This is a genomic window from Alteromonas sp. K632G, from assembly GCF_017653625.1.
Lineage (GTDB): Bacteria > Pseudomonadota > Gammaproteobacteria > Enterobacterales > Alteromonadaceae > Alteromonas > Alteromonas naphthalenivorans.
The window spans coordinates 31,602-58,592 of the sequence record NZ_JAGGDM010000016.1 but is presented as its reverse complement, the minus strand read 5'-3'; the positions used below and the strand labels follow the sequence as shown (position 1 = coordinate 58,592).

The 26,991-nt window shown below is 44.1% G+C and carries 28 protein-coding genes; 7 read left to right on the top strand and 21 right to left on the bottom strand.

Features of this window, described 5'->3' with window-relative positions:
* Nucleotides 1-52 precede the first annotated feature (52 nt).
* The 5 genes from rsd (at nucleotide 53) to J5X92_RS15435 (ending at nucleotide 3,209) form a co-directional block, all read left to right on the top strand.
* Nucleotides 53-499 carry a sigma D regulator gene (gene rsd, locus J5X92_RS15455; RefSeq protein WP_013786383.1) on the top strand — a complete coding sequence of 149 codons (447 nt, stop codon included), beginning with the start codon at nucleotides 53-55 and terminating at the stop codon, nucleotides 497-499.
* 74 nt (nucleotides 500-573) lie between these two features.
* Nucleotides 574-1,047 (top strand): transcriptional repressor, encoded by a 474-nt coding sequence (locus tag J5X92_RS15450; RefSeq protein ID WP_013786384.1) that lies wholly within the window; start codon nucleotides 574-576, stop codon nucleotides 1,045-1,047.
* A complete protein-coding gene (locus J5X92_RS15445; RefSeq protein WP_013786385.1) occupies nucleotides 1,037-1,501 on the top strand; it encodes a chemotaxis protein CheX in 465 nt (154 codons plus the stop codon). Before J5X92_RS15450 ends, J5X92_RS15445 begins: the two co-directional genes overlap by 11 nt.
* Nucleotides 1,491-1,937, top strand: a complete 447-nt coding sequence (locus tag J5X92_RS15440) for a secondary thiamine-phosphate synthase enzyme YjbQ (protein WP_013786386.1) — start codon at nucleotides 1,491-1,493, stop codon at nucleotides 1,935-1,937. The genes J5X92_RS15445 and J5X92_RS15440 overlap by 11 nt, the downstream gene beginning before the upstream one ends.
* 90 nt (nucleotides 1,938-2,027) lie before the next feature.
* Nucleotides 2,028-3,209 (top strand): OmpA family protein, encoded by a 1,182-nt coding sequence (locus tag J5X92_RS15435; RefSeq protein ID WP_126873307.1) that lies wholly within the window; start codon nucleotides 2,028-2,030, stop codon nucleotides 3,207-3,209.
* A gap of 117 nt (nucleotides 3,210-3,326) precedes the next feature.
* Here the strand turns inward: J5X92_RS15435 and dnaB are convergent, their stop codons facing one another.
* From dnaB to J5X92_RS15410, 5 genes are all read right to left on the bottom strand, one after another.
* Nucleotides 3,327-4,712, bottom strand: a complete 1,386-nt coding sequence (dnaB, locus tag J5X92_RS15430) for a replicative DNA helicase (protein ID WP_013786388.1) — start codon at nucleotides 4,710-4,712, stop codon at nucleotides 3,327-3,329.
* 189 nt (nucleotides 4,713-4,901) lie between these two features.
* Nucleotides 4,902-5,372, bottom strand: coding sequence for a hypothetical protein (locus tag J5X92_RS15425; protein ID WP_126873308.1), 471 nt, complete (start codon nucleotides 5,370-5,372; stop codon nucleotides 4,902-4,904).
* A 269-nt stretch (nucleotides 5,373-5,641) separates the two neighbouring features.
* Nucleotides 5,642-6,622, bottom strand: a complete 981-nt coding sequence (locus J5X92_RS15420; RefSeq protein ID WP_126873309.1) for a DUF4097 family beta strand repeat-containing protein — start codon at nucleotides 6,620-6,622, stop codon at nucleotides 5,642-5,644.
* Nucleotides 6,623-6,633: 11 nt separating this feature from the next.
* Nucleotides 6,634-7,209, bottom strand: a complete 576-nt coding sequence (locus J5X92_RS15415) for a hypothetical protein (RefSeq protein ID WP_126873310.1) — start codon at nucleotides 7,207-7,209, stop codon at nucleotides 6,634-6,636.
* Entirely contained in the window at nucleotides 7,202-7,777 is a 576-nt protein-coding gene (locus tag J5X92_RS15410; RefSeq protein ID WP_126873311.1) for a sigma-70 family RNA polymerase sigma factor, read from the bottom strand. Before J5X92_RS15410 ends, J5X92_RS15415 begins: the two co-directional genes overlap by 8 nt.
* 130 nt (nucleotides 7,778-7,907) lie before the next feature.
* Here J5X92_RS15410 and J5X92_RS15405 point away from each other — a divergent pair, with 130 nt between their 5' ends.
* On the top strand, nucleotides 7,908-8,561 hold the full coding sequence (locus J5X92_RS15405) for an MOSC domain-containing protein (RefSeq protein ID WP_126873312.1): 654 nt from the start codon (nucleotides 7,908-7,910) through the stop codon (nucleotides 8,559-8,561).
* Nucleotides 8,562-8,581: 20 nt separating this feature from the next.
* Here J5X92_RS15405 and J5X92_RS15400 read toward each other — a convergent pair whose 3' ends face one another.
* From J5X92_RS15400 to J5X92_RS15380, 5 genes are all read right to left on the bottom strand, one after another.
* On the bottom strand, nucleotides 8,582-9,664 hold the full coding sequence (locus tag J5X92_RS15400; RefSeq protein ID WP_126873313.1) for an MBL fold metallo-hydrolase: 1,083 nt from the start codon (nucleotides 9,662-9,664) through the stop codon (nucleotides 8,582-8,584).
* A gap of 151 nt (nucleotides 9,665-9,815) precedes the next feature.
* On the bottom strand, nucleotides 9,816-10,268 hold the full coding sequence (gene rplI / locus J5X92_RS15395) for a 50S ribosomal protein L9 (RefSeq protein ID WP_013786396.1): 453 nt from the start codon (nucleotides 10,266-10,268) through the stop codon (nucleotides 9,816-9,818).
* 26 nt (nucleotides 10,269-10,294) lie between these two features.
* On the bottom strand, nucleotides 10,295-10,522 hold the full coding sequence (rpsR, locus tag J5X92_RS15390) for a 30S ribosomal protein S18 (protein ID WP_013786397.1): 228 nt from the start codon (nucleotides 10,520-10,522) through the stop codon (nucleotides 10,295-10,297).
* 11 nt (nucleotides 10,523-10,533) lie between these two features.
* Entirely contained in the window at nucleotides 10,534-10,932 is a 399-nt protein-coding gene (gene rpsF / locus J5X92_RS15385; RefSeq protein WP_013786398.1) for a 30S ribosomal protein S6, read from the bottom strand.
* Nucleotides 10,933-11,174: 242 nt separating this feature from the next.
* Nucleotides 11,175-12,347, bottom strand: a complete 1,173-nt coding sequence (locus J5X92_RS15380) for a HAMP domain-containing sensor histidine kinase (RefSeq protein WP_013786399.1) — start codon at nucleotides 12,345-12,347, stop codon at nucleotides 11,175-11,177.
* Nucleotides 12,348-12,691: 344 nt separating this feature from the next.
* Between J5X92_RS15380 and J5X92_RS15375 the strand changes: the two genes are divergently transcribed.
* The gene (locus J5X92_RS15375; RefSeq protein WP_013786400.1) at nucleotides 12,692-12,979 is read left to right on the top strand and encodes a YebG family protein; all 288 of its coding nucleotides are present in this window, start codon (nucleotides 12,692-12,694) and stop codon (nucleotides 12,977-12,979) included.
* Nucleotides 12,980-13,067: 88 nt separating this feature from the next.
* Here the strand turns inward: J5X92_RS15375 and J5X92_RS21455 are convergent, their stop codons facing one another.
* The 11 genes from J5X92_RS21455 to J5X92_RS15320 all read right to left on the bottom strand — a co-directional run bounded on the left by J5X92_RS21455 (nucleotide 13,068) and on the right by J5X92_RS15320 (nucleotide 26,825).
* Nucleotides 13,068-14,648, bottom strand: a complete 1,581-nt coding sequence (locus tag J5X92_RS21455; RefSeq protein ID WP_013786401.1) for a PAS domain-containing methyl-accepting chemotaxis protein — start codon at nucleotides 14,646-14,648, stop codon at nucleotides 13,068-13,070.
* A 149-nt stretch (nucleotides 14,649-14,797) separates the two neighbouring features.
* A complete protein-coding gene (locus J5X92_RS15365; RefSeq protein ID WP_013786402.1) occupies nucleotides 14,798-16,303 on the bottom strand; it encodes an ATP-binding protein in 1,506 nt (501 codons plus the stop codon).
* A 58-nt stretch (nucleotides 16,304-16,361) separates the two neighbouring features.
* Complete coding sequence (locus tag J5X92_RS15360; RefSeq protein ID WP_208806054.1) at nucleotides 16,362-17,444, bottom strand: methyl-accepting chemotaxis protein; 1,083 nt, start codon at nucleotides 17,442-17,444, stop codon at nucleotides 16,362-16,364.
* An 80-nt stretch (nucleotides 17,445-17,524) separates the two neighbouring features.
* Nucleotides 17,525-18,526, bottom strand: coding sequence for a LacI family DNA-binding transcriptional regulator (locus J5X92_RS15355; protein WP_013786404.1), 1,002 nt, complete (start codon nucleotides 18,524-18,526; stop codon nucleotides 17,525-17,527).
* Nucleotides 18,527-18,582: 56 nt separating this feature from the next.
* Nucleotides 18,583-19,929, bottom strand: coding sequence for a glycoside-pentoside-hexuronide (GPH):cation symporter (locus J5X92_RS15350; RefSeq protein WP_208806053.1), 1,347 nt, complete (start codon nucleotides 19,927-19,929; stop codon nucleotides 18,583-18,585).
* 52 nt (nucleotides 19,930-19,981) lie between these two features.
* On the bottom strand, nucleotides 19,982-21,337 hold the full coding sequence (locus J5X92_RS15345) for a GH1 family beta-glucosidase (RefSeq protein ID WP_013786406.1): 1,356 nt from the start codon (nucleotides 21,335-21,337) through the stop codon (nucleotides 19,982-19,984).
* A gap of 346 nt (nucleotides 21,338-21,683) precedes the next feature.
* Complete coding sequence (locus J5X92_RS15340; RefSeq protein WP_208806052.1) at nucleotides 21,684-22,412, bottom strand: DUF2470 domain-containing protein; 729 nt, start codon at nucleotides 22,410-22,412, stop codon at nucleotides 21,684-21,686.
* A gap of 21 nt (nucleotides 22,413-22,433) precedes the next feature.
* Complete coding sequence (locus tag J5X92_RS15335) at nucleotides 22,434-23,252, bottom strand: ATP-binding cassette domain-containing protein (protein WP_208806051.1); 819 nt, start codon at nucleotides 23,250-23,252, stop codon at nucleotides 22,434-22,436.
* Nucleotides 23,239-24,492, bottom strand: a complete 1,254-nt coding sequence (locus tag J5X92_RS15330) for an iron ABC transporter permease (RefSeq protein WP_208806050.1) — start codon at nucleotides 24,490-24,492, stop codon at nucleotides 23,239-23,241. Before J5X92_RS15330 ends, J5X92_RS15335 begins: the two co-directional genes overlap by 14 nt.
* Entirely contained in the window at nucleotides 24,489-25,667 is a 1,179-nt protein-coding gene (locus tag J5X92_RS15325) for an ABC transporter substrate-binding protein (RefSeq protein ID WP_208806049.1), read from the bottom strand. Before J5X92_RS15325 ends, J5X92_RS15330 begins: the two co-directional genes overlap by 4 nt.
* A gap of 3 nt (nucleotides 25,668-25,670) precedes the next feature.
* On the bottom strand, nucleotides 25,671-26,825 hold the full coding sequence (locus tag J5X92_RS15320; protein ID WP_208806048.1) for an HmuY family protein: 1,155 nt from the start codon (nucleotides 26,823-26,825) through the stop codon (nucleotides 25,671-25,673).
* Nucleotides 26,826-26,991 lie beyond the last annotated feature (166 nt).

The window sequence follows — 26,991 nt, the reverse complement described above, 5'->3', positions numbered from 1 at the left end:
GAAAATAGCAGGTGCTGGATTAATAGAAAGCGCTGATTGAAAGGATCATGAAATGTTACAGCAGTTAGAGAAGGTAAAAGTTAAATGGGGTGGCAAAAGTGACACTGTCGATAATTGGCTGTTAGCCAGACAGTCGCTGCTTGTGTCCTATTGCCATTTAGCCGGTTTAGACCAGCAAGGCGAGTCATTACCTGAAGCAAATGACATCGCTAATTTTTGTGAAAACCTAATGGATTACCTTTCCGCTGGGCACTTCGAGGTCTTTGATATGTTGGTTGACGATGAAGCAGAAGGTAAAGCGTTAAAGCAGCGTCTTTACCCAAAACTTACGCAAACCACTGACTCAGCCTTACAATTTAATGATAAATTCGCAGAGGCATTTACTATTGAACAAGCGGCCGTTTTTGACAGTGAGCTTGCGAATATTGGTGAAACTCTTGAAGAGCGCTTTGCTTTAGAGGACCAATTAATTGCACACATGTACGCCAACGTAGAGTAAATAAAGCGGGTAAACATCTGTCATTAATGACGTCATTACCAATATAATTAGTAAAATAGCCACGGTAGCAATAAATGAATAAAGCCACGCTTATCCACAAAGCTCGCGCATACTGCGAGCAAAGAGGCGCTAGATTTACCCCTCTTCGAGAGAAAGTGTACGAAATATTAGTCGCTAAGCACGGTCCAATGGGGGCCTATGAATTGCTAGATGCGCTAAAAGAGACTGAATCCGGTGCAAAACCTGCCACCGTTTACCGAGCCCTCGATTTTTTACTCGATTTCGGTTTTATTCATCGCCTTGAGTCGACCAATGCATTCGTAGCCTGTTATCATTTTGGTTGCAACCACCCTGTACAGTTTCTTATTTGCGACAGTTGTGGTGACGTTGCAGAGATACAGTCTGAAGGTTTGAAAGAAACATTAGATAGTCAGGCAGAGGCCAACGGCTTCAAAGTATCTAAACAAACAATAGAGGCGCATGGTCTTTGTGCTGATTGTCAACAAACGGAAAATACCGTTGCAAAGGAGCACACTCATGAATGCTGAGTTCGTTAATCCGTTTATTTCTGGTTTACTCAATGTATTAGAAACCATGGCGCAAACCAAACTTACGCCTGGTAAACCCAAACGCAAGCAAGGCGATGTAGCTAAAGGCGATGTGTCTGGGTTGATTGGCATGGTAGGCCCAAGTGTGCGTGGCTCTATGTCCATTACCTTTGAAGAATCTCTTGCCCTTACCATTATGGAACGCATGGTTGGCGAACGCCCTGAAAAACTTGATGCAGAAGTTGGAGATATGGTTGGCGAAGTCACTAACATGATATGCGGAGCGGCAAAACGCGACCTTGCAGATCGCGGATTTGAATTTGGAATGGCGACACCTATTGTTGTGTCTGGTAAGCAGCATACGATTAGCCATCAGGTCAGCGGCGCGAAAATCATCCTTCCGTTTATGTGCGATGAAGGATTGGCGCATTTAGAGATCTGCTTTGACAAATAATTCCTGGTACTCTGAAAAAATTACACTACCTGAATTTCCTCGTGGCTTTCATCTAGTAACAGAGTATATAATTAGCGCTTTACCCATGCTGCAACACATTGAGGTAGGTCTTCTTCATTTATGGCTTAAGCACACCAGTGCTAGCCTTACAATAAATGAAAATGCAGATCCGACTGTTAGGTCGGATATGGAGGCCTTCTTTAACTATAGTGTAAAAGAAAACTTGCCCTTTTTCCGGCATACTTACGAAGGTAGTGATGATATGCCGGCTCACTTGAAATCAAGTCTGCTGGGGTGTCAGGTTTCAATACCGGTGGAGAAAGGGAGGCTACAACTTGGTACTTGGCAGGGCATCATGCTAGGCGAGCACCGAGATATTGGCGGCCAACGAACGATTATTGCCACATTACAAGGGCTTGCGACATCGCCTATATAACAAAATGGCATATTAATTGCTTAGTACAACTAAGCACAAGCTAGAATTATCATAAATCGATAATCACTCAACGTTTAACAGGATGTGACTATGAAAAAACACTTTAAACTAGCGGCACTTTCGCTTGCCGTACTTTCATCAACTGCCTTTGCACAAGATTCTTCTGAGCCAGAATATAAAAACTGGTTCGGTATTTCTGGTCTTTATTACAACACTGATGTTGAACGTCCTACTACTGAAGTACTAGATGACGGCCAAGGCGTATCATTCGAGTACGGATTCCGCTTCACTCAAAGCTGGGCAGCACGTGTTGAATTTACTGCTTTAGAACTAGACTACGTTGGTGGTTCTAGCGATGATGGCGAAATGGTAGGTGTTGATGCACTTTACTTCATGCCTAACGATGCATGGTACTTATTCGGTGGTGTTAAACGTCAATCGGTAGGCGAATCAACCACGCTAGGTAACATCGGTATTGGTAAACACTGGGATATCGCTGAATCTGTTAAGATTGTTACAGAGATTGCTACTTACCATGACTTTGGTGAAGACTATAACGATTACAGCGTAAAACTTGGTTTAGCGATTCCTTTCGGTAAATCTACTCCTTCTGCACCTAAAGACGGTGACAATGATGGCGTAGTCGATAGCAAAGACCAGTGTCCTATGACTCCAGCTGGTGTTCGTGTTGACGCAACTGGTTGTAGCATAGATAACGACAACGACGGTGTTCTTAACAGCGTAGATCAGTGCCCTAACACGCCAGCAGGGACTGCTGTTGACGCGAAAGGTTGTGCGCTTAAAGACGCTGACAACGATGGTGTTGTAGATGCGAAAGACATGTGCCCAGACACAGCTGCTGGCGTTAAAGTTGACGCTCAAGGTTGTACTGTATTTGACGAAGAAACAGTAGAAATTACACTACGCGTTCTTTTCGACAATGAAAGCTCAGTTGTTAAAGCACCTCGTGATCCAGAAATCTCTGAATTCGCTGAATTCATGAAGCAGTACACTAACACTACTGCGGTAATTGAAGGTCACACTTCTGCACCAGGTTCTGAAGCATACAACATGGATCTTTCAGAAGACCGTGCTGCATCTTTCAAAGAAGTAATGGTAGACATGTACGATATCGACGCTAGCCGTTTAGAAACTGTTGGTTACGGTGAGACTCGTTTACTAGATACAGCTAAAAATGCCGAAGCACATCGTGTTAACCGTCGCATCTCAGTGACTGTTAAAGATACTGTTAAGGTTCCTGAAGAGAAGTAAGCTTCCCTCAGACACAAAAAAGGCGCCTAATTGGCGCCTTTTTTATTGCTTGTTATTTCTGCTGACTTCAACACTTAGCTTTATCACCGCGCATCGGTAGTAAACGTCTCTACTTGGTTAATATTCGTCAGGCATTGCTGGACCAGCATAATTGTCAAAACGAGAGAACTGGCCTTGGAAGGTAAGACGGCTGGTTCCAATAGGACCATTCCGCTGCTTACCTATAATAATCTCTGCTACGCCCTTCTCTTCACTGTTCTCATGATAAACCTCATCACGATAGATGAACATAATAAGGTCAGCATCCTGCTCGATAGAGCCTGATTCACGCAAGTCTGAGTTTACTGGGCGTTTATCGGCCCGTTGCTCTAGGCTTCGGTTGAGTTGCGATAGGGCAACCACTGGTACTTCCAGCTCTTTTGCTAATGCTTTAAGTGAGCGGGAAATTTCAGCAATTTCTAAGGTTCTGTTATCACTGAGTGAGGGCACACGCATAAGTTGGAGGTAATCAATCATGATCAAGCTTATCCCCCCACGTTCACGAGCAAGTTTACGCGCTCGGCTTCTCACATCCATGGGTGTAAGGCCAGATGAATCATCAACAAATAATCTGTCTTTATCTTTCAACATCGCCATGGTGTTAGAAATGCGTGCCCAATCTTCGTCATCCAACTGAGCGGTACGAATTTTGGTTTGATCCACTCGGCTGAGTGATGCCAACATACGCATCATGATTTGTTCAGAAGGCATCTCTAAACTGAAGACTAATACCGGCTTTTCCTCGGACATCATGGCATTTTCAACCAAGTTCATCGCAAAGGTGGTTTTACCCATTGAAGGACGAGCAGCAACAATAATTAAGTCTGAAGGCTGCAGACCACTTGTCTTTTTATCTAAGTCGGTGAAGCCGGTAGTGACACCGGTCACTTCTTTGTTGGTTTTAACCAACACTTCAAGACGGTCGATGGTTTTACCCAATACCGCTTCTACATCGCGAGGACCTTCATTTTCACCGGTGCGGCGCTCTGCAATTTCAAATACTTTGCTTTCAGCTAAGTCGAGAATGTCAGCGCTGTCACGACCTTCAGGGTTATACCCGACTTCTGCGATTTCATGGGCTACACCAATAAGCTCCCGCGTGATTGCACGTTCACTGATAATTTGCGCATATGACACCACGTTCGCAGAACTTGGCGTATTTTTAGCTAGTTCACCGAGATAGGCAAAGCCACCTGCATTTTCAAGTTCATCGTGCTTTTCAAGCTCTTCCGATACGGTAATAAGGTCGACCGGCGCGCTTCTATTTAACAAACGAGTAATGGCGCTATAAATGGTTTGATGCGAGCGGTTATAAAAGTCGGTATCAGTAACGAGCTCCGCTACTTTGTCCCAACTTTCTGGATCAATTAGCATACTGCCAAGAACAGACTGTTCGGCCTCAATACTATGAGGAGGAACTTTCAACTTCTCTACATTATTATCGCCTTTTGGAGGGGATACCACTTACACTACCTACTCTGTTTACTTGAAGCACGGCTGACTATTATGCGCTTTTGCGCTTCGTTGAACAATGGAGTAAGAGCTCATAAATGAAGGTTAATAAAAATTATTAACCACTAGCGGAATGCAAACCTTCGTGAAGCGCTTATCTTGTAAGGGCTACTCCAACAACTTCACCACACTATGGTTAACTTATAGCGTTTTTTCAATGCGAAAAAAGGTGCCATCAAAAACGGTATAAGCAACATTATGCTCTTGAAACAAAAGCACTGAACCTAACGCCTGTGGGCCATTTTCACAGGATAGCTCTACCTGCGTAATTTTACCCTCATCGAAACCTAACGCGTTTCCCTCTATTTTGAAGCTAGCAGCCAGTTCGTCTGAATCCACTTTCTTCTCGGTATAGGTAGGAGACTCACATGCCTGCTGATTCAGTTGCGCACCATCTGAATGGTAAACCAACGAACTACCTAATACCTCTTTAGCTTCTGTGGCGCTTTGTGCAGAGATTCCTGGCTGATAAGCTTGGGTTACCACCCAGGTGCCTTCAAAGAAGGCAGGATCTTGTACTGCACACCCTAAAGTTAAAAAGCTGATACTTATCGCGCCGGCAATAAGTCCGTGAAAGCGCCAGAAGCGCTTTAAATGGCTAAGAATATTCAAAGCTATTTTCCTAATAATTGATTATTTATCGCTGTTGCGGATATCGACTTAGCCATTCTGACGCGGGTAAAAACATTAGGTTCATTAGCGTGGGGTAAATAGACGCACAATTGCGGCGGACGGATTCGTTGCGTAATTTTTGACGTTTAACTGAGTAAACGTCGATTAGCAATGTACCAATATCCTATCCTTACTTAACCTTTATATGGGGGCGTTAGTGCTTTTTTCAAGCAAAAACGCCAATGCTTTAATTCTTTCGCCTCTTGCCGCTACTGCGTATCCAAGGTAATACGCCCATTTACAGTTGAGATATCAACGTTCGCAGAACCGCCATTATTGATAAATCGCAACCAACTGCTGGGGCCATATTTTGGCTTTTTAACCGCATCGCTACTTACGTTATTAATGATTTTGCCACCTGCATGCGTCTCAATATCAAATTGTGCAGATACTTGAGGTTGAAAGCTAAAACGTAACTTCCCACCTACGGAACTGGCTTTCAGTCGCCCGTTTTCGTTTAAATGCAAGCGCGCATTCGTGGCGCCATTCACAGTGGTCACACTAAGAGAATCTATTTTCTCTAGGGTTAAATCAATACCGCCATTAACGGTTTCCACCGCTACGTCAGGGCTAGATGTACTTAACCTCAGGTCGCCATTAACGGCAACAAAAGACACACCTTCCTTACCTGAATGAACGGCCTCCACATCACCATTTACTGTTTCTACATCAAGTTTGCCTTTAACATTGTTCAACGCAATGTCACCGTTTACCGACTCTACTTTTACGCGATTACCAATATCGGTGAGCTCTACATCTCCGTTTACCACTTCAACATTTACACTTTGGACGATGTCATTTATTTGAACATCAGCATTAATCGCGGTGTAGTTCACATCGCTAGATTTAGGCACAAAAATAACCAAGTCATCCCCTTCATCTTTGTTTTTCCACCAGTGCTTGCCGCTACGCTTCACATCAACATGAATGACGATAACATTGCCACGTTGTTCAAAGATAAACTCATCAGTGTTGTCACCCAGTTCACCGGTAACGTGTACTTGAGGTTTATCCCAACCTCTAATTTCAGCGTCACCGTTGACGTGCTCTATATCAATTTTAACGCTATTTGGGACATCTAGTATGCGGTCTATTTTCTCGCCCGCATACGCAGTAAAGGCCAGCATTGTGCTACTTAAAAGTACACCATGAAAAAGTACACTGGCTAAGCTTTTGCGAATAATAGTCATAATATAACTCCTTAAATTTGTTGCCATTTGGGCGCGTGCACTCGCTCAATTAATGTGATTTGCTGTTGATATACGTGCTTTAGCATCTTTAGTAGTGCTCGATTGTTAGGATCATCTTTTAATGCTGCTTTTATCACAACAGCAGCGTCGTCTAATTCTTTTAATTGGGTTTGCCAGTTTTCACTTAATTCTGGCGCACTGTCGTAACTCGCCAGCAAAGTGGTCATCTGTTCATCTTGCTGCTCACTCAGTGCATCAACTAACGCATAACCTGCGAGCTTAGGTTGCTGCCCGCTCGTTTCACCGTTAGTAAAAACAGGCGAGAAATACCAAATAACGCTGACTAGCATGGCACTCGCTGCCATGGCCAACCATGGTGTGGTAGATAAGCGAGCAACTGTGCCGCGCTTGTCTTGGCCTGATGGCTCGTTATTTAGCCCATTTTCGTGTAGCCCATTTTCATCGGCTTTGCCGCTTACTTGGCTGTGTAGTGACAATTCAATACCACGCCATAAATCTCTTTCAGGCTCACGAGTTTTAGGTAGGTGTTGAATCTCAACCTCTAAGGCTTTATCAAACTCATTCATCTTCACACCACATCCAGGTTTTTAGCAGTTGTTTAGCGCGATGAAACTGCGCTTTGCTGGTGCCTACTGCCATATCTAACATTTGTGCAATTTCTTCATGCCTATAGCCTTCAATAGCGTGTAGTACGAATACCATTCGTGCTCTTTGTGGCAATCTAACCACTAGTGCTTCTAAATCGACTTGGCTACTGTCTGCCGCTGCGGGCATCTCCATCGCTGGACTGGTTTCAATATTAAACATACGTTGAACCCAGTTACGCTGTTTACGCAAATACGACACGGTCACATTGGCTGATACACTATGTAACCAAGTTGAAAACTGGCTTTGTCCGTCGAATCTGTCTAACTTTGACCATAACTGAATAAATACTTCTTGTGTGGCGTCTTCGGCAAGACCGCGGTCGCCTGTTAGACGCAAGCACAGTGCATACACTCGCCCGACATGGTTATGATACAAGGTTTTGTAGGCCACTTTATCACCCTGCTTAGCCGCGAGAATCACCGCGGCTTCACGCTGGCTTTCATCATCGCTAGTCAGATTGGTAACCTTTGTTAAAGTGCGCTCCATCACAATCTCATTTTTTTTCGTAAACCGATTTTTTCAACATTTTTGGCTTACCATCTTGTTATTCTTAAAAGGTTAGTCGTACCCTATGTGATAAAGGTTTAAATTAGCAAAACTTATTTTTGGAGTTTGTATGTCCTCACCCTTAAAAGTGGATGCATTATTTGCAGGTCAGCCCCAACCACTTGGCCCACGAGGTGCACCGAGTAGTATTGTAAAAAGCGCAGTTTCACAGCTAACCGTCCACCTTGATTGTACCGACGAAGATCAACAATCAAACAAGAAACTTCATGGCGGCCCCGAAAAGGTTTTGCATCAATTTAGCCCCCTTCATTACTTTACGCTACGTAAGCATTTTCCAGACGGTGAGTTTGAGCCTGGCAGTATTGGTGAAAACATCAGCGTGGATGGTATGGATGATGCCACGGTTTATATTGGCGACGTATGGAAGTTCGGTGAGGTTGTACTGCAAGTCAGTGCGCCGCGAGCCCCCTGCAGTAAAATATCCCAACGTTTTAATATTAAAAACCTAGACAGGTTTGTTGGCGAGCGAGGGATAACGGGTTGGTATTACCGCGTGCTTAACACAGGCGTTATAAATGTGGGTGATAAAGTGGAACTCGTACGCAGGGAAAGCAACACTGTTAACGTCCAAACATTAATGCATTGCACCCACATTAAAACGGATACAACACTGGCTAGAAAGCTCTCAGAACTGGAGATAATTGATGAAGAGTGGCGCTTAAAATGCTTTAAAATAGCCAACAAAGGGGACCATGCTGGCTAGTGCATTCGGCATCAGACAGACTAGAACATCACTTCCTCGTCTTCGTTTAACAAGTACAAGGGAATATCGTTGTTGAGCTTATCATTCATATGCAATAACCTAAACAAGGCCGAATGTGATGTTTTATCCCCCATTCTCCAACTTCTATTGCCATATCCCCATGGCACCACGACACGGCAGCCTAAATCCTTAGCCGCTGTTAGTGCATCTTCTGGCGTAGTATGAACTTCTCGATACCACTTCGGATCATTTTCACTGAAATAGGAAGCAATAGGTAACAAACACACATCTATGTTTCCAAAACGTTCCGCTATACTTTTGAAGTGTGGCGAATAACCTGTATCACCAGCAAAAAATAATGTTTTTCCCTGAGTTTCTAACACCCAACCACCCCACAGGGCAGCATTATTGTCCTCATAAAGAAACGGAACAATTGTCCGATTACTAAAATGATGAGCAGGCACAAAATGGATTGTAGTCTCTCCAATGACTTTCTTTGCATACCAAGCCATTTCATTTATGCGGTAATTGTTTTGGTCGAATTGCTTGGCAACGCCAAGTGGGACAAAGTATGTTGGAGTATTGCCAATAGTTTCTATGTCAGATTTGTTGAAGTGATCGTAATGGACGTGAGAATAAAGTACCGCATCCGTAGCTTGCATCACAACATCATCGGGCTCGTCAGGGATATTCCTATAAAAACCCTCTGTTACTTTAAACCCCCAATTAATAGGCCAGTCAAATTGCCCAAATACGGGGTCGATAAGGATATTTTGTTTTGTTGCGGTTTGAATGATGAAACTCGCATGACCTAGCCATTTAATATGAAAACCAGTATCTAGCGTGACCTGAGGATTATCACCTTGGTACTGGCAGTCTTGCATGAGCGAATCACAAAGTATATCGATATGGGCAGGATAGCAGTCTTCTTGACAGGTTACAGGGTATGTCTTTATGTCACTGTAAAGATTTACAAACCGATCTTGGTAACCTTCTTTTTCGCTGTACCTCACCACCGTATCAGATGACGCAATAACAGAAACATGATTAGAAGCACTACATCCGCTTAGGAAAAGCACCCAAAAGAAAATCCCAAATCTCATACCAACCTCATAATCCTTCAATAACTTATCTTAACCCAATAGGAAAATATGGGTAGGTCACTTTTAAAAATAAACGTAAGCAGGTATGAATAATTTAATATCAGACATAAAAAAACCGCTCATAAGAGCGGTTTTTCGTATACGTCAGCGCTTATGCTTCAGCAATGATGATCACTTTAATAGAAGTGGTTACATCAGAATGAAGTTGTAAGTCGATGTCATATTCGCCAGTGTCGCGAAGTGTGCCAGTAGGAAGTTTAACTTCCGCTTTAGCTACTTCAACACCAGCTGCAGTGATTGCATCAGCAATGTCACGCGTACCGATAGAACCGAAAAGTTTACCTTCGTCGCCAGCTGGCGCCGCAAGAGTTACTTCTGCAAGTTCATTTAGTTTTTCAGCACGTGCATTAGCAGCATCAAGCTGCTCAGCGATTTTCGCTTCAAGTTCAGCACGACGTGCTTCAAACTTTTCAACGTTCGCTTTAGTTGCAGGAACTGCTTTACCCTGTGGAAACAGGAAATTACGAGCGTAACCAGCTTTAACAGCTACTTGGTCGCCCAGACCGCCAAGATTGGCGACTTTATCTAGTAGGATGATGTTCATCTTAACTACCCCTTAATTACGCCAAATTACTTGTGTGAATCAGTGTACGGAAGCAACGCAAGAAAACGTGCGCGCTTAATCGCAGAAGACAGCTGACGCTGATATTTTGCGCTTGTACCAGTGATACGGCTAGGGACAATCTTACCGCTCTCTGTGATATAATTCTTAAGAGTAGCGATATCTTTATAATCGATTTCAGTCACACCATCTGCAGTGAAACGGCAGAATTTACGACGTCTGAAAAAACGAGCCATGGGTGATCTCCTTAAGCGTTATCTTCAGTGGATTCAGGTCTTCTTTCTGCGCGCTCTGTACGAGGTGCAGAATCGTCACGACGCTCACGACGCTCTTCTTTAGTCATAGGAGAAGGCTCGGTTACAGCGTTTTTAGTGCGCATTACCATGTTACGTAAGATAACGTCGTTGTAGCGGAAAGCATTTTCCAGCTCGTCAACAGCTTCAGCAGTCGCTTCAGCATTGATCAATACATAGTGGGCTTTGTGCAGCTTTTCAATTGGGTATGCCAATTGACGACGGCCCCAATCTTCTAAACGATGAATCTGACCATCGTTTTGCTTAAGAATAGTGGTATAACGTTCGATCATACCAGGTACTTGTTCACTCTGATCAGGGTGAACCATAAATACGATTTCGTAATGACGCATTATTGCTCCTTACGGTTGTAGCCTCGACAGTACAGCCAGACTGTATAGAGACAAGGAACCTAGTTAGGGTGGCTGTAAGGGCGCGGATTATACGCACATACCCGCTTTTGTACAAGCATTAATCACCGGAAAATTTTACATTTGTACGTGTTTTGATGAAATTTAGCTAGATACGCTAAATGATGGGGTAGCGGGGTTCATGGACGTTAAAAAAGGCTAAGCGCGAGGCTTAACCTTCATGCTTACAATGCTGCCTTAAATGAAAACACGGTTTCATTTTCATCTGAATGCACCATCAGACTCCCCTTATGGGCTTCCGCAATTTGCGAGGCGATAAACAATCCTAGACCTAATCCACCGGTCTTTTTGTTTTTTTCGTTTCGCCAAAATGGATGAAATAGCTTATCTATGACATCCGCACTTATTGGAGTGCCTCCGTTAGATACGCTTAATGTCAGTGTTTCTTCTTCGATATTCGCCATGACTTTGATAGGTTGCGCTGCATCGCCATGCACTATCGCATTAATCAGCAAGTTAGACAGCAACTGGCTGATACGCTCTGGGTCACATGAAAATGTGCCGTCTATAATGATATCCGCAAGTATCTCTCGGTCTGGATGCAGGCCCGAAAGTTCACTTACGGTGTGTACTAGTACACTTTTTAAATCACTTGCTGGTTTAACGTTTAATTGAATACCTTTGCCCATTTGACCATGCGTAAAGTCCATCACGCCACTAATGAGCCGCGTCATACGTTTAGCGCTATTATCCATTCGGGCCAGTACTTTTTGGGAAGTCGCATCGCTGGCGTGATCAACAAGAAAGTCGACCCCCATTTTAAGTGCCGACAAAGGTGTTCTTAAATCGTGGCCTAAAATGGCGATATATTGCTCTCGCAATTTAGCGGCAGCTTGCTCGCTGATGAGATCGGTTTCAACCGCAGCTAAACGATCGTCAACTTCCATTTGCCTCGATATTAACTCAGCAAACGACTTAATTTGACTTTCAATCTTATCTGTTTTTAAAACTGCAGGACGTGGATCTAAGCCGCATAATGTTCCAAAAAAATCGCCGTTTTGGTTGTAAATGGGAAATGAAAAGTAACTTTCAAAGCCATACATCTTAGGAATTTCACTTTGGCGATAAACATCATCTTTCTTTGCGTGTTCAATGACGATGGCTTTTGTAGATTTTCTGACTTGGCTACAAAACGTTGTTTTGATATCGAGTTGATCGCCCGGAATTAAATTGAAGTTCACTTGGTCATATACTGCGCACATTGTCCAGTTATCTTCTGTCACTCTGGCTACGCAGATAAAGCGAAGACCAGTGACATCTGATAACATTTTCATTATATGTGGTACAGCTTCTATCGATTGAATAGTGCGAATATCACGCTCAATTGAAGAACTCATTACTTCCTCTTTGTATCTAAGTCACCCATATCACGCCGACTGTCGGCACTCGATTTCCCGCTCTAGCAAGAAAGACTCTTGTGCCTAGTGATAAATTTACTGTTCTTCGTGGCTGTTTAACTAGCTACAGGCTGCAACCAATGTGAACGAAACCGGTAAATTTTTGAATATAGACATGACGATGTGAAAGCTGTTTTCCAACGTACGTTTTAAAATACATCCAAGCGTACTTGGTCACTATACTTAAGTTGTAAAAAAATAATATCAAAAAACTTTAAATACTGTTTATTTATCCAGTTAAATATTGTACAGTTTTATTGTCTATTCATTTAAGGGGACCTACCATGGCCATTACCACACAGTATGTTGTCACGCACAAAGGGGTAGAAAAATTGGTAACTACCGATAAAAAAGAAGCAGATCAGTACGATAAGATGCTCGACGCTGCCGACAACCTTGCTGAATACATTCAAGCAAAGGGCTTAGGCATTGACGATAGCATTGTTGAAGAACTCACAATTATGTTGTCGAAAAATAAAGACAAGGTGAGCAAGATTTTTAAAGGCGCGACAGCACAGAGTGTACTAGAAGATGAGAGTGCCGACGTAGTAAAGCTTAAAGCCAACGGATAAGCATAGCAGAAAAGCTCGGCGTGCTTTTAAGTGGAACGAACGTAAATAGAAAATGGTTCAAAGCACGCTAAAAAATAAACAGCACAGATTATCCTGTGCGTTTATCCGTGTTAAAACGAGCAATTAACCCGTTAACTTGATTTACGGTGTCACGAAGATCTCGACCCACTTTGAGCGAGGCTTCTGAAGACTTCTGCGTTTCTTCTGCACTATCAGCAACATCGACCAGCTGCTGATTAATATGCTCAGCCACGGTACTTTGTTCTTCTACAGCAGAAGACATTTCTACGGTAGCTGAGGCAATACCACTTACCGCATTATTGATTTCTTGTAGCGCGCCTCGGGTTTCTTCAACAATGGCACTACCGTGTTCAGCAGACACCAACCCTTCTGAAGATACCTTTACGGCCCGTTCTGTTCTATCAACAAGTTCTTGAATGATATTGTGAATTTTATCGGTGGACACCCGGGTTTTAGAAGCCAAGGTACGAACTTCATCGGCAACAACAGCAAAACCGCGTCCCTGCTCGCCAGCGCGGGCGGCTTCTATAGCGGCATTAAGTGCTAGCAGGTTTGTTTGATCAGCGATGCTAGAAATGATGCTAGCGGCTTCGCCTATATCACTGGTGGATTGGGCAAGCTCGGTAACCGTATCGGAAATCGACTCCACCGCGCCTTTTAATGACAGTATAGCCTGCATCGCTTCTTCAGCTTTGTCGTTACCCATTTGTACGTTAGTTGCGGCAGTTTTGGCACTAACAGCATTGCTCTCTACTCGCTCAGCCACTTCTTGAATAGCCTGACTCATTTGAGTTACCGCTGTGGCAATTTGCTGGGTGGCAAGATTTTGCTGAATAATCGTTTTGCTGGTTAGCTCGGCTTGGCTGTGAGTTGAAACCGCAATATCTTCCAACCCCTCAGATGCATCTTTGATGCGGGTCAACGCCGTGCGCGTACGCGCGAGTTCACAGCCTAACGCCAACTTAGCCTGAGCAATATAATCAACATCGGCATAATACGTTTGTGCCACGAGTTCATTACTATAACTAGCAGGGCTTAACGAAAGAAATTCCCGCCAATAGCTCCGACTTTTTGCCGATTGCCACGCCATCATAATCAGTAGCGCAATGAAAGTAACACCCAGGGGTACCAAACCCGCGGTAAAACCAATGGCTACCAATAATAATAAACTTACCACTATCATGGGTAACATGGGTGAAAGTGTTTGACCAAGCTTTGCAGCAAAGGGAATTGGCGATTTTCCTGCCGATAACCTGGCATATATAGCGGATGCTCGTGTTATTTCTTCATCGGCGGCATGAACCCTAACTGACTCATAACCCACCGCTTGCCCGTTTTCGTATACGGGAGTTACGAATGCTGACACCCAATAGTGGTCGCCGTTTTCTCTTCTATTTTTAACGAGTCCAGCCCAACTTTGACCCGACTCTAAAGTTCGCCACATTTCTTTAAACACACTTGAGGGCATATCCGGATGACGGATAATGTTGTGGTTTTTTCCTATCAGGTCTTCTCGATTGTACCCACTTGCCTCTACAAATTCGTCATTGCAGTGTTGTATGACACCCCGTTTGTCAGTGGAAGAGATAAGGCGGTAGTGAGAAGGGAATTTGTATTCGCGCTGGGTAACAGACTGATTTTTCTTCACTAATAAAATCCATTGCTATAGTGGTATCAAAGTAAATAGGAGAGCCCTATTCATCGGTAATTCATTAAAAGGGTAGACGATCATGGTAACAATTAATACTAAAGTAGAAAAAGAATTCGGTAATAATGAAGATTATACGAATAAAAAGATTACGCCAGTGGCAGGCGTACCTTAATTGTGGTGCCCTTATCGATTTCACTGGTCACTTCAAACTGGCCGCCGTGTTCTTCAATAATAGTCAGTGAAATAGACATACCAAGGCCGGTGCCATCACCAGGTGGTTTAGTGGTGAAAAAGGGGGTAAACATTTTGCCAATGACTTCCTCTGACATACCTTTGCCTTCGTCTTGCAACGTAATGACCGCCTCGCCTTCTAGGGATTCAACATCAAACTTAATGCATTTTCCTTCATCTGTGGCATAGATGGCGTTAGTAAGTAAGTTGACGAGTACTTGCTGTATTTGCCCAGCGTTGCCTAGTACTTCGATATCGGTTTCAGGAGGCGTGAATATGACCTTATTTTTATACTTGTGCAGGTTATTCGTGATTCGTAAGGCTGAGCTTATCGCTTCGGCAACATTAATGGCTACGCGCTTATCACCGCTAGGGTAGGAAAACCCTCTTAGCGCTTTTACGATATCGATAATTCTTTCAATACCTTCTGAGGACTCTTCAAACATTTCAGAGATAGCCTCGGCACTATCTTTTAATGAATACGTGTTTTCAAGCGCTAAATAACGGGCTTCTATTTCTCCACCCGCATCTTCACAAAGTACCTTTATTTCAGACAAAGCACTCTGGTAATCTTTAAAGATATCGCCAGCCACCGAGGTGTTGCTACGTACATAACCAATCGGATTATTAATTTCGTGGGCAATACCGGCCGCCAACTGACCTAACATGGCCATTTTATCTGCGGTTATTAGCTTTTCTTGCAGATAGCGTTGGTCTTTTTCCATCGAGGATAGGGCGGCTTTGTGATGCTTAATTTCGTGTTTAGAACTTCGGTAGCCTATACCAAATTGTAGATAGTGCTTATTTGCATCCAGCACATAAAGCATTTCTTCATCTAATTCACTGTTTTTGGTCAGTAGTGCTAGCCATGCCTGCTCGCCATTGCCCAAGTTCTGCATGAAATGTAATACGTAAGCCTCTTCATGATTGTCTGGCCTTTCAACGATATTTACACACCATTGGCTATAGTCTTCTTTAACAGACAGCGGGAGTTCATCTAACATAACCTTGGCTAAATCGCTGGCTTCAACCCAACCATTTTCTACTTGCCAAATTTTGTTGTCATCTCCTTGAACCACTTTTCCGGCTTTGGTAATGAAGGCTAAACCACAAAAGGCATCGCTGAACTCTACTGCTGACTCAATAGCGGAGAAAATGAAACTTGCCCCGCTATCGGAGGTTTTAAGGTGGGAAGCAGAGCGATTCAAAAAGATTAATTCTCGCTCTCTTTTTTTTGATTCATGCAATGCTTTACGCAAGGCTTGCGTTGCCGAATAGGCATCGCTTGAGTAGCTTTCTAAAAACCACTCAGCATTTGCCCGCGCTATCTTTTGGCGCTTAAGCTGTCGCTCAAGTAATTTTACTTGAGCTTTTAAGTCAGCAACCTCATTGGGGCTAGGGGGTATTGAAGCATCGCTCAATATATAAGCCTTTTAGTCTATACCTCTTCAAACGCATTTAGGTATATGAGAAAACAAGTTAGCTCACTATCTTGTCTAATAGCAGCATTACTTTCTCGCTAGAGCGTTCCATTTCAATCACTTTAGCTTCTAGTGTTGAAATATCACCCTCTGCTTTTGCATTAATAGCAGCTACACCAGCACGATGAACCGCTGCATGAGGTGTTTCTAAATCTCTGAATGGTGACGACTTGCCAATAGCCGCACCCTGATTTTCGCTATACCACTTTCCCAAACGACAACTCGCGTGGTCAGCAAGATCACTTGATTTTTTATCGCTGTAACCAAATAAAACCGCATATACATCTGACTTCCATACTACGTGGTCTAGCTTAACCGTTTGTATAAAGGAGCTTAACGCCCCCTCATTAATGGTCGTTTTCATGCTATCGCAATGAGAAACCATGGTTTCATAACTGCTATTAAGGGTACTAATCCCTTCTTCTAGCTCTTCGTTATTGCCTCTTAATTCGTTAACACCTGAAACTGCTTTTGCCGTAGATTGAATAATATCATTTACTAGTTCAGACACTTCTGTCGCTGATTTATTGGTTTCAGTAGCGAGTGCACGCACCTCATCGGCGACGACACTGAATCCACGACCAGCATCACCCGCACGGGCGGCTTCAATAGCAGCATTCAATGCCAGTAGGTTGGTTTGATCCGATATACTGGTAATAGTAGATACAAACTTGTTGATGTTATCCGCTGTACTTGATAACCCAGAAATGCGCTCGCTCATACTCACCATTTGGGTATTCAAACCACTCATGTCTTTGACAATTTTGGTAAGTACTTGAGAGGACTGCTCAAACAATTCATTAATGTCTGATATTGATTGATTTTCGGTGTTTATTTTTTGATAAGACCCTAATACGGTTTCTCGAATACCTTCCACTTGGTTAAAAGAGTTAACCAAGCACCGTGTTACCACATCGTCTTTACTTTTCTTTGAAGCATCGCTTAACTCGGTAACTTGCCGATGAAGTTCTGTATTTTCAGACTCTAAGGCTGATATTTTATCTAGGGCAACTTGATAGCGATTTTCAAGTTGCGTGGCCTGAGACTCTTTTTCTAAGTATTTGCTTCGAGAAACGAACATAGGGTGACCAAATTTTAATATGTGTGAAAATTCAGCATAACAGAAAAAAGCGTAACTTCACCATTCGTCGTTGGTTGAAGTTACTCGAATTTTCTGGTGGTTCCTCTAATAATCAATTTGGGCGACAAAATATGTTCCATTGTCAGTTTTCCATCGCCATAAGCCTGATTTAAAATCCAGCGAGATGCCATAGCACCAATTTCGCGCACTGGATAGTTCACGGTAGTCAGTTTAGGGGTTAGGTAACTAGCAAAGTCAACGTTATCAAATCCGATGACGGAGATATCTTCCGGTACGCGTTTACCATGCTTTCTGAGTGAGTTAATAGCACCTGATGCCATTTCATCATTTGCACAGGCGATGGCACTAAAACTTACGTTGCGACGAAACAGTTCATCCACACATTTTTCACCCGAGAAGGCTTGGAAATTACCTTCAGCCACGGACTCTTCATCAAAATAAAAATTGGCTTCTTCTAATGCTTTTTTGTGCCCAAGTAAACGATTAAAACCATCCGCTTTAAACAGTGCGCCTGCGGCGTATGCAATTTGAGTATGCCCCAAATCGATAAGGTGCTTGGTGGCTAGATATGCGCCGAGCACATTGTCTAGGCTGATACATTTTTCACCAATAGCTTCTATGTAGCGGTTAACCACAACAATAGGAACATCTTGGCTGGCAAGGTCGATAAGGTACTCATCGCTGACCGCCTCAACATGCAAAATAAGCGCATCGCAGCGGCGACTCAGCAAGGCTTCTATTTCTTTTTTCTCTAAGGCTTCGTCACTGTGCCCTGTTACCACAAACATATGTTTGTTGGCTTGCCTAAGCACTTTTTCAGAACCGGCCATCATGGCGCCAAAGAATGAGCCGTGTAATTCAGGAACCACATACCCAACGGTATGGGTTTTATTTGAGGCAAGGGAAGCCGCAATGACATTGTGTCGATAGCCAAGCTTCTCCATCGCATCAAGCACTTGCTGACGCGTTTTCTCTTTAACGGTATCTGTGTTGTTGATAACCCGAGATACTGTAGCTGACGACACGCCGGCTAATTCACTTACTTGTTTAATCGTTACCATATAGCATTAACAGTGCATACGTGCGCTGTGTATATCCTTGCTTTGCGTAATTATTGTTACGATGCGCGATGCGCATCGTCTGTGGTCAATCCAAGGCGCTGCTGAATTGCCATCATTTTTTGGTTATCTAATGTATACCAGCGCATAATAATCGCAACACCTATCGATGCAATTGCCGGCCCGATACAAAATAACGCCACAATTCCTTTTGCCACATCAGGTGAAAATGCGTCCGGTTGATAGTTAACTGATGCGAGTAACCACCCCGCAAGTGCGCCGCCCAAAGCTAGTCCAACCTTAATAAAAAAGACTACGGTTGAGTAAGTTAACCCGGTCATACGAAGCCCCGTTTTATCTTCGCCATAGTCCACCACATCAGCAATTTTTGCCCACAGTAGCGGCGTAGCCATTTGCAATATAAGGCCCCAAAGGAAATGCAGTGCAATGGCCGTAAACCACGCCTGATAAGGCACAAAATAATTTACGATACACACTGCTGCACTGGCTAACTGAAGCCAAGTGTAGACTTTGATTTTGCAAAATCGTTTAGCAATTGGGTTCGCCAACGCACAGCCTATAATGCTGCCTACCATACCCGCAGTAACAAACAATGTGGCCGATTCATGCCGCTGCAACACGTACTTCACATAGTAAAGCGCTAGCGTGTTTCGCATCACCATGCCGGTAAGTAACACAATCGCAACCATACAAAGAACACGACACTGGTCATTTTGCCAAATGGCCGCTAGCTGAGTTTTATAGGGTGCAGGCGTTTCATTGGCAGGTTTTACCCGCTCTTTAGTACCAGCAAAGCAAAGTAGAAAAAGTACCATCCCCACTATACTCATCACTATCATAGCGCGCTGATACCCAAGCGCTTCGTTGCCGCTCCCTAAGTAATCAACCAATGGCAACATAAATGATGTCACCAGCAGCCCACCACCCATTGCGAAGACAAAGCGATAAGATTGGATAGATACCCGTTCTGAAGCATCGGCACTTAGCACGCCGCCCAATGCAGAATAAGGAATATTGATGGCCGTATACATTATCATTAACAGTGCGTAGGTGATAAATGCATAGTAAAGCTTACCGTCTTCGGTAAGCCATTCAGGCGAGGTAAACGCAAGCACGCTACACAGCGCAAAAGGCAAAGCCAACCATAATAAATAGGGGCGGTATGCGCCCCACCGCGTTCTTGTTCTGTCGGCCAAAGATCCCATTAAAGGGTCGGTAACCGCATCAAATACGCGAACCAGTAAGAACATGCTCCCTACCGCTGCAGCCGGTATGCCGACAACGTCGGTGTAATAGAATGTCAAAAACAGCATGACGGTTTGAAAAATGAAATTACTTGCCGTATCGCCTAACCCGTAGGCAATCTTTTCCTTTGCACTTACCATTGGCTTCACCGTTATCTTTATTATTTTATGCTTTTAATCAATTGCGCATCTATCAGGCTGCGTTTAACGCTTTTCGTCTTTCTTCTAGCAATTGTTGTAATCTTAGTGCACTGGCTTTTAACGTTCGTTTTTGCGTATCGTAATCAACGTAAATAATACCGAAGCGTTTCTCGTAACCCAGCGCCCATTCAAAATTATCTAACAAGCTCCAAACAAAATAGCCTGTTATATTAACCCCTGCTTCAATGGCATCAGCTACCGCCTGCAAATGAGTGGTTAGATATCGAATACGCTGCTCATCGTTTACTGCCCCATCTTTTGTTAGCGTATCATCACTGGCCAAGCCATTTTCAGTGATAATAAGCGGTGGTAGTGGGTAGTCATTATGCAACTGTAGCAGCAAATCAGTTAACCCTTGCGGGTAAACTTCCCAGCCCATTGCGGTAGTTTCACTTCCCTCTGGGGCTGGCAACTGACAAGGATCTTCAGAGCCATCATCGGAAACCTTAGCGCGAGTGTAATAATTCACACCTAAGTAATCTATTTTCTCAGAAATGATATCCATATCGCCATCGAGAATATCTGGCCGGTGCGCTGCCGGAATGTCATCGATAAGAGCAGGGTAACAACCATGCATTAACGGTTTAATGTACCAGTCGTTATGATGATCATGCGCTAATTTTGTGGCACGAATATCCTTTTCATCATTAGAGTTTGGGTAAAACGGGGTAAAGTTAAGTACCACGCCAGACTCGATATTGGGTACATTTTTACGCAGTACCCGCATGCCTAAACCATGAGCCAGCAACAAATGGTGTATGGCTTTTTTACCAAACTCTTTACCCACTTTCCCTGGAGCATGAATGCCGACTTCATACCCTAAATAAGCACTACAAAAGGGTTCATTTAAGGTGGCGTATGAGAATACGTTATCACCGAAAGCTTTACTCACCACATCCACATACTCAGCAAACGCATAGGCCGTTTTTCTATTTAACCAGCCTCCTTCATCTTCTAAATACTGCGGTAAATCCCAGTGATATAGAGTGACATAAGGCTTTATGTTGTTTTGCTTTAGCTTGGCTAGCAAGGCAAGGTAGAAATCGAGCCCTTGTTGATTAACCGAACCATCTTTTTTAATAATTCGTGGCCAGCTAATGGAAAATCGATAAGCGTCTACATTTAACGAATCGATAATGCTTAAGTCTTCTTCCAAACGGTTCACATGATCACATGCCACTAGGCCATGACTACCATCGGCAATCTTTCCAGGTGTATTGCAAAACGTATCCCAAATGCTTGGCTCTCTGTTGTCTGCATCGCCCTCTATTTGAAATGACGATGTCGCAACCCCCATAGTGAAATTTGATTGCATAAAAGGAGAGCCAGGTTGGGCTAAAATTTCCATGTGTACAAAACCTTATTCGAATGTGTGTATCAGCGCCTGTCTAAAACAGACGATAAAAAATGAATATCACAGGCACTAACAATACTCAGATTGTGCAAAGCCAAGGTGTATTAGCGCTTTATATAAGATGCGCTATTGGCACTTATGTACAAAGCCGGTTATATGGAACAAAGTGTAGCATTTTATGTAAGCGCTTTCATATAGAGACGAGGAGTAATAGAGAAGAATTTTACATTTTATTCACAGAAGAACACCCAGCTAAGCACTTCGCTGGGTTTCCAATAAAGGTAGGATATCTAGCACTTACGGCGATAAAAGAACACGACGTTTCGATAGCGCGAATCTTTTAGCTCGCTTTGGGTATGTTCAATGCCGTGCGTGCATCGTTAGTCAGTTTGACAAGGGCTTTTCGAACATCGGTGGAAGTTTCACAAATGGATTCAAATGGAATGAACCAGGTCGCTTCCTCGCTACCACAATGCATACCTTCTGGAAATGCACTGTGCATAATAGGATGCTCAATATTCACGCCGATTTTATGCTGTAAAATTAACTGCATGGCATCAACATGATCTTCATTCATGTGAGTAATCATGCCTTCTGGTGAACCATGCCACTCTTGCTCTTCAACCTGCCAGTACGCTTTATCTATCCAGTGGATTTTCCCGAACCCGCCAATAAATCGCACTCGCTCAGCGCGGATAACATAAAAGTTAAAGTCATGGGTTTGCTCATAACCCTTAGCCTGTGGAAACAATCTTAGATACTGTGCTTTCACATCCGCTTTGTTAGCGAGTTCTGCGTTGCCCATAATAGTCACTCGACCATTGGCTTGAGAATCATCTTCAGCAGCATCGAAGATGGTTAAACTGACTTTATCGTTCGCTTTAATATTACGAGTGTGCAGGGCAATGTCACTAATGTAGATAATGGCATCACCGGCGGGCGTGAGGTAATAAGGAACGACCGAACCAAAGGGATACCCAGGCATTGACGTTGAATGGGTTCCTAGCACACCACTATGGTGAGTTCGGCTTAATTGTTTTGCTGAAAATGCAATGTCTTGCATGCTCATAAGAAACTCCGTCTTTTTAAATTAATGTGTAACAAACACATCGTGCTCTTGGTTACGAATAAGGTTTAATTGGGTGTGATAGCAGCGAGCTAATGTGTCTATGGTTAGCGCATTTTCAGGCCTATCATCGGCTATACACCCCTGCTCAGCCAGTAAAATCATTCTGCTGCAATAAGGTGAAATTAAATTAAGGTCGTGACTCACACATATTATGCAAAGCCCCTGTTTACTAAGACTGACCAATTGCTGCATCACCAACTTTTGATGCCGTAGGTCTAGTGCAGAGGTTGGCTCATCAAGCAGCAACAGTTTTCCAACTAAGCTGTCCTTTGGGTTTACCGGTAGTAACTGCAATATTGCTTTGCTTAAAAATACTCTTTGCCGCTCGCCCCCTGACAAGGTTTGAATATTTCGCGACAACAAGTGAGTAATGTCAAACTGCTCAGCAATCTTGCCGATAATATGATGTCGATTGTCAGGCGACTCAATAATGTGATGACGCGCTAACTGCAATATTTCATCTACTACAAACCCAAAAGGGGTAGACGCACTTTGCGCCATGACCGCGCGATAGTTTGCAAGCTTTCGCAAACCTATTTCACGTAGGGGCTCACCGTTAAACAAAAGCGTGCCTTTATCAAGCGGCGCTAGGCCGCCTATCACAGTAAGCAGGGATGATTTCCCGCAGCCGTTTTCGCCCGCAAGGGCAATAAATTCCCCCGCATTAAACACAAGACTAAGGTTGCACAATAGCTGTCGTTTTCCCCTAATAACATCGACATCAATGAGGGTGAGTAGAGTTTCATGCGTCTGTGATTCAGCGTGGTTACAGCGAGCCATTAAATACCCCTTTTTGTTGCCATAGCAGATACAAGAAAAAAGGTGCTCCTATAGCGGATGTGACAATACCTATAGGGATTTCCATTGGAATGAATAATGTACGAGCCAACGTATCGGCAACCGTTAACAACAGTGCCCCCATTAATGCACAAGCAGGAATGAGTACATTGTGATTGACGCCAGATAATGTGCGGCACATGTGCGGCACAACTAAACCCACAAACCCGATAATGCCGCACAGAGCGGTTGCTAAGGCGACAGCAAATGCCACCAACCACAGTATAATTTGCTTATAACGCGCTACATTCAGCCCCATGTAAGCCGCCTCGTTTTCACCTAGCGCCAATAAATTAAGCGCATTACGAGACATCATTAAACCTGTAATAGCGATAATGCCGGCTGCTGCCACCAGCGCGCATAAGGTCCAACTAGCGCCTGCTAAACTGCCCATAGTCCAATAGGTGATTTGGCGAAGTGCATCGTCGCTGGCCACATAGCTAATGGCGCCAATAATGGTGCCGGTGAAAGCATTTATTGCTACCCCTGCAAGTATTAGCGTAGCCACCGAGACACCTTGCGCACTATTAGCAAAACGTAACACGGTCCACACGGACAATAACGCCCCGCCAAACGCCCAAAGTGCCACCCAAACAGAGGCGAGCGCGGGTACGAGTGGCGGCACTATAGCCATGCTGACTGCTGCTGCAGCCGCGGCGCCACCGGCAATACCGATTAAACCTGGATCCGCCAATGGGTTTCTCACCAAGCCCTGCATAGCACAACCTGACACTGCCAATAGCGCCCCAATGAATAAGGTCATAATAACCCGTGGTAGTCGCAGTTCAGTAAGTACGTACCAATGCGTACTATTAAATGTAGTTGAAGCGCCAAGTGGCGTTGCCTCTCGATTAACGCCGCTTTTCTCAATAGAAGCCCCTTGAGAAAAAAACGGCCCTGTTAGCTCAGAGAGTTCATGCCACACCAACTCTCCCACATTAATCGATAAGCTGCCGCTCACAACGCCTACGTAAGCGCTGAGTACCAACAATGCACCAAGAAGTGTTAGGCCATGCCGATTGCGCCTTGCTCTTGTTGAAAGCAGGTTTACCATGACGGCTGATACATTATTTTTCTGCATCTTTTCAGGCAGCGGGTTATTTGTCACCGTGGGCTTTGTCGGCGACGCTTTTGCCAGCGGCGAGCTAGTGGCAGAGCCGTGGGTTGAGGTAGACGCTGTCACTCGAACCTTCCCATACCCTGGGTGTCTGTCTTTGTGCTTTTATCTACGCCGGTACTTTCTGCAATAGGGCTTTTAGCAATACTCACTTGAATAGCCTGCTCTTGAATGACACCATTTTGAATTGCAGACTGGGAGCTAACCGGTTCTAGCATTGGGGTATCTGCCGCTTTGATAGATAAAGCACGTAAGCCATGTTCAGCAACGGCTTTTAGCGCAATCGCAAAACGGGGGGACAATCCTAGACCAATACTGCTATCCATTGCTTTGACCAAACAATGTTGGCCCGCAAATGTTGCGGCAATAGCATGGTGTGAACACAGAGAATTCAGGGCATTTTCGCCATGCAACATATGTCCTGCTGCAAACACGACATCGGGATTTCGCATAAGCACTGACTCGGCATCCATCAATTTGTAGCCATTGAGATCGCTTGCAATATTGGTCATACCCAAGGTATCAAACAGTGCTTGCGGTACAGTTTTGGCCCCTGCCACGGTAATGCCTCTATCATTATTCGCTACCACGAAAAGCGCACTAATAGTGTTGGGGTAACCTGTACTTGCGTAAGATGCTATTGCTTCGGAATATTGCCTTTGCTGAACGTCCACTTGACGATGTAAGTCAGTAACAAGCTGCTCGGCTTTCTCTACCGCCGACACTCTGTGACCAATATCAAGTATCATCTCGCTTAAACCGTCTATGTCTTTTGAGACATGATAAACGTGTACATCAACCCCTGCTTTGGCAACTTGCTCTAACATGGGTTCTGGGCCTGTGGCACTCGCCCCTAATAGTAAAGAAGGCTGTTGGGCAAGCACGCCTTCTGTACTAAGTTGACGAAAATAGCCTAGTTTTGTTACCTCAGTCGCCGCCGCGGGAAACATACTTGTGCTGTCTGTTGCCACCACCCAATCACCCCGCCCTAGCGCGTAGATGATTTCCGTTACACTACCGCCCGCAGCAATAATTCGAGGCGTGTCAGCTTGCTGGTTTTCATGTACCGAAGATGCGGACAGTGCTGTGTGGGTATTAGGTGCTGTGTGGGTATTAGGTGCTGAGGATGTAGTGGCAGCATGAACGCTGCCACTACTTAAACACCAAAATACACTCATTACGCTTAGTACATATAGCATTTTTCTCGTGCTGAATAAGCTGGGCAATTTGGTTTTCGCCATTACTTATTCCTCGGTAACGGGATCGGCGCGGAAACTGTATGCGCCTGATGTACCGTCTTCATCGTAGTAGCTAGTTATTTGGAATTTAAATACGCTGTCGCCCGCTTGAATAAGGTATACCCCAAACTGGGAATACAGTAAGTGACTTGTGCTGTCGTAGTAGTACCAGTTGTTAGCCGTAAACGCATAGTCACTAACGGTTTCAGCACTGAAACCATAAAATGCAGCGGCTTCGGTATCTATTCCGGCATAGGTGTCAGCATCGGTACGAAGTACAGTTGCATCATCGGCAATAGACAGGGTAAATTCACCCGCTTCATCAGCGCAAGGGATAGTGATATCCCATGCATCGGTTTCAGTCACCTCTTGCTGCACATCGAAATCGATGTAAATAGGCGCAGTACAGCCTACTGCATTAACACTTAGCGATACTTCTTCTGCAAACGTGGTTTGCCCATCAAGTACACTTTGATGCATAACACCCAATGTAATTTCGCCGATACCACGCCCTTCAGTCACAATGTCAGTCACATGGAATTTGGTGTAATTTTCATCTGATGACACCACGTAGTAAGTATCGCTGGCCGCGGTCACTACATGGGTAGTGGTATCATAATTATAAAAAGTATCGCCAATAACGGCAGACTCGGTATCAGTAGAAAATGCCTCTGCATCTGGCACGTCGCTCGTTGTCACCGCTAAATAATCATCAAGTTCGCTATCAGCGGTCGCATTTAGAAATAAATCTGCCACAGCTGCGCCATTTTCGTCGTAGAAATCACTGTTGTTGGCAGTAAAGTAGACACTTACTGGCGTCTCTTGTGCTGTATTTAAAAATACCGACGTGCGTTTAAAGCCGATATCCCAGGTGGTGTCGATCGCGGCTTCTTCTTCGGTAAGCGTAACCTGGGTTTGTGTATCTAAATCAAAATAAACAGCAACAGGTTCAGATGTACTGCCTGTGCTATATGGCCCGTAAATTGTGGCCACTTCATTGCTGCTTTCACCTTCATCACCCGAGCTGTCATCTGCTTCCTCGTCACTGTCTTCACCGCTTTGGTCAGGCGTTTCAACGATTGGATCGCTACTATCAGAGCCACCACAGGCCACAAGCCCCAGAGACACAGCAAGTAATAATGCTAAGTATTTTTTATTCATGTGTTCTTTCCTTTTCTATATTGTGTGTTTAGCCGTTGGGATTAATTGAGTAAACGGCGCTATGATCTAATTCTGTTATTGTTTCTTATTGCTGGCTTTTTCTGTCTTTAGATATTGGTTCCTAAGTTCTCTATTTTTAAGTTTTTTGTTTTTAAGTACTGGATCT

Excerpts from the sequence above, each read along its gene's own strand:
- J5X92_RS15450 (WP_013786384.1), top strand. The coding sequence starts at position 574 with ATGAATAAAGCCACGCTTATCCACAAAGCTCGCGCATACTGCGAGCAA.
- J5X92_RS15405 (WP_126873312.1), top strand. The coding sequence starts at position 7,908 with ATGTCCTCACCCTTAAAAGTGGATGCATTATTTGCAGGTCAGCCCCAA.
- J5X92_RS15435 (WP_126873307.1), top strand. The coding sequence starts at position 2,028 with ATGAAAAAACACTTTAAACTAGCGGCACTTTCGCTTGCCGTACTTTCA.
- J5X92_RS15420 (WP_126873309.1), bottom strand. The coding sequence starts at position 6,622 with ATGACTATTATTCGCAAAAGCTTAGCCAGTGTACTTTTTCATGGTGTA.
- J5X92_RS15410 (WP_126873311.1), bottom strand. The coding sequence starts at position 7,777 with ATGGAGCGCACTTTAACAAAGGTTACCAATCTGACTAGCGATGATGAA.
- rpsF (WP_013786398.1), bottom strand. The coding sequence starts at position 10,932 with ATGCGTCATTACGAAATCGTATTTATGGTTCACCCTGATCAGAGTGAA.
- rplI (WP_013786396.1), bottom strand. The coding sequence starts at position 10,268 with ATGAACATCATCCTACTAGATAAAGTCGCCAATCTTGGCGGTCTGGGC.
- J5X92_RS15320 (WP_208806048.1), bottom strand. The coding sequence starts at position 26,825 with ATGAATAAAAAATACTTAGCATTATTACTTGCTGTGTCTCTGGGGCTT.
- J5X92_RS15360 (WP_208806054.1), bottom strand. The coding sequence starts at position 17,444 with ATGTTCGTTTCTCGAAGCAAATACTTAGAAAAAGAGTCTCAGGCCACG.
- J5X92_RS15340 (WP_208806052.1), bottom strand. The coding sequence starts at position 22,412 with ATGAGCATGCAAGACATTGCATTTTCAGCAAAACAATTAAGCCGAACT.
- J5X92_RS15350 (WP_208806053.1), bottom strand. The coding sequence starts at position 19,929 with ATGGTAAGTGCAAAGGAAAAGATTGCCTACGGGTTAGGCGATACGGCA.
- J5X92_RS15400 (WP_126873313.1), bottom strand. The coding sequence starts at position 9,664 with ATGAGATTTGGGATTTTCTTTTGGGTGCTTTTCCTAAGCGGATGTAGT.
- rsd (WP_013786383.1), top strand. The coding sequence starts at position 53 with ATGTTACAGCAGTTAGAGAAGGTAAAAGTTAAATGGGGTGGCAAAAGT.
- J5X92_RS15445 (WP_013786385.1), top strand. The coding sequence starts at position 1,037 with ATGAATGCTGAGTTCGTTAATCCGTTTATTTCTGGTTTACTCAATGTA.
- J5X92_RS15380 (WP_013786399.1), bottom strand. The coding sequence starts at position 12,347 with ATGAGTTCTTCAATTGAGCGTGATATTCGCACTATTCAATCGATAGAA.
- J5X92_RS15355 (WP_013786404.1), bottom strand. The coding sequence starts at position 18,526 with ATGGTAACGATTAAACAAGTAAGTGAATTAGCCGGCGTGTCGTCAGCT.
- J5X92_RS15345 (WP_013786406.1), bottom strand. The coding sequence starts at position 21,337 with ATGGAAATTTTAGCCCAACCTGGCTCTCCTTTTATGCAATCAAATTTC.
- rpsR (WP_013786397.1), bottom strand. The coding sequence starts at position 10,522 with ATGGCTCGTTTTTTCAGACGTCGTAAATTCTGCCGTTTCACTGCAGAT.
- J5X92_RS15335 (WP_208806051.1), bottom strand. The coding sequence starts at position 23,252 with ATGGCTCGCTGTAACCACGCTGAATCACAGACGCATGAAACTCTACTC.
- J5X92_RS15325 (WP_208806049.1), bottom strand. The coding sequence starts at position 25,667 with ATGGCGAAAACCAAATTGCCCAGCTTATTCAGCACGAGAAAAATGCTA.
- J5X92_RS15415 (WP_126873310.1), bottom strand. The coding sequence starts at position 7,209 with ATGAATGAGTTTGATAAAGCCTTAGAGGTTGAGATTCAACACCTACCT.
- J5X92_RS15375 (WP_013786400.1), top strand. The coding sequence starts at position 12,692 with ATGGCCATTACCACACAGTATGTTGTCACGCACAAAGGGGTAGAAAAA.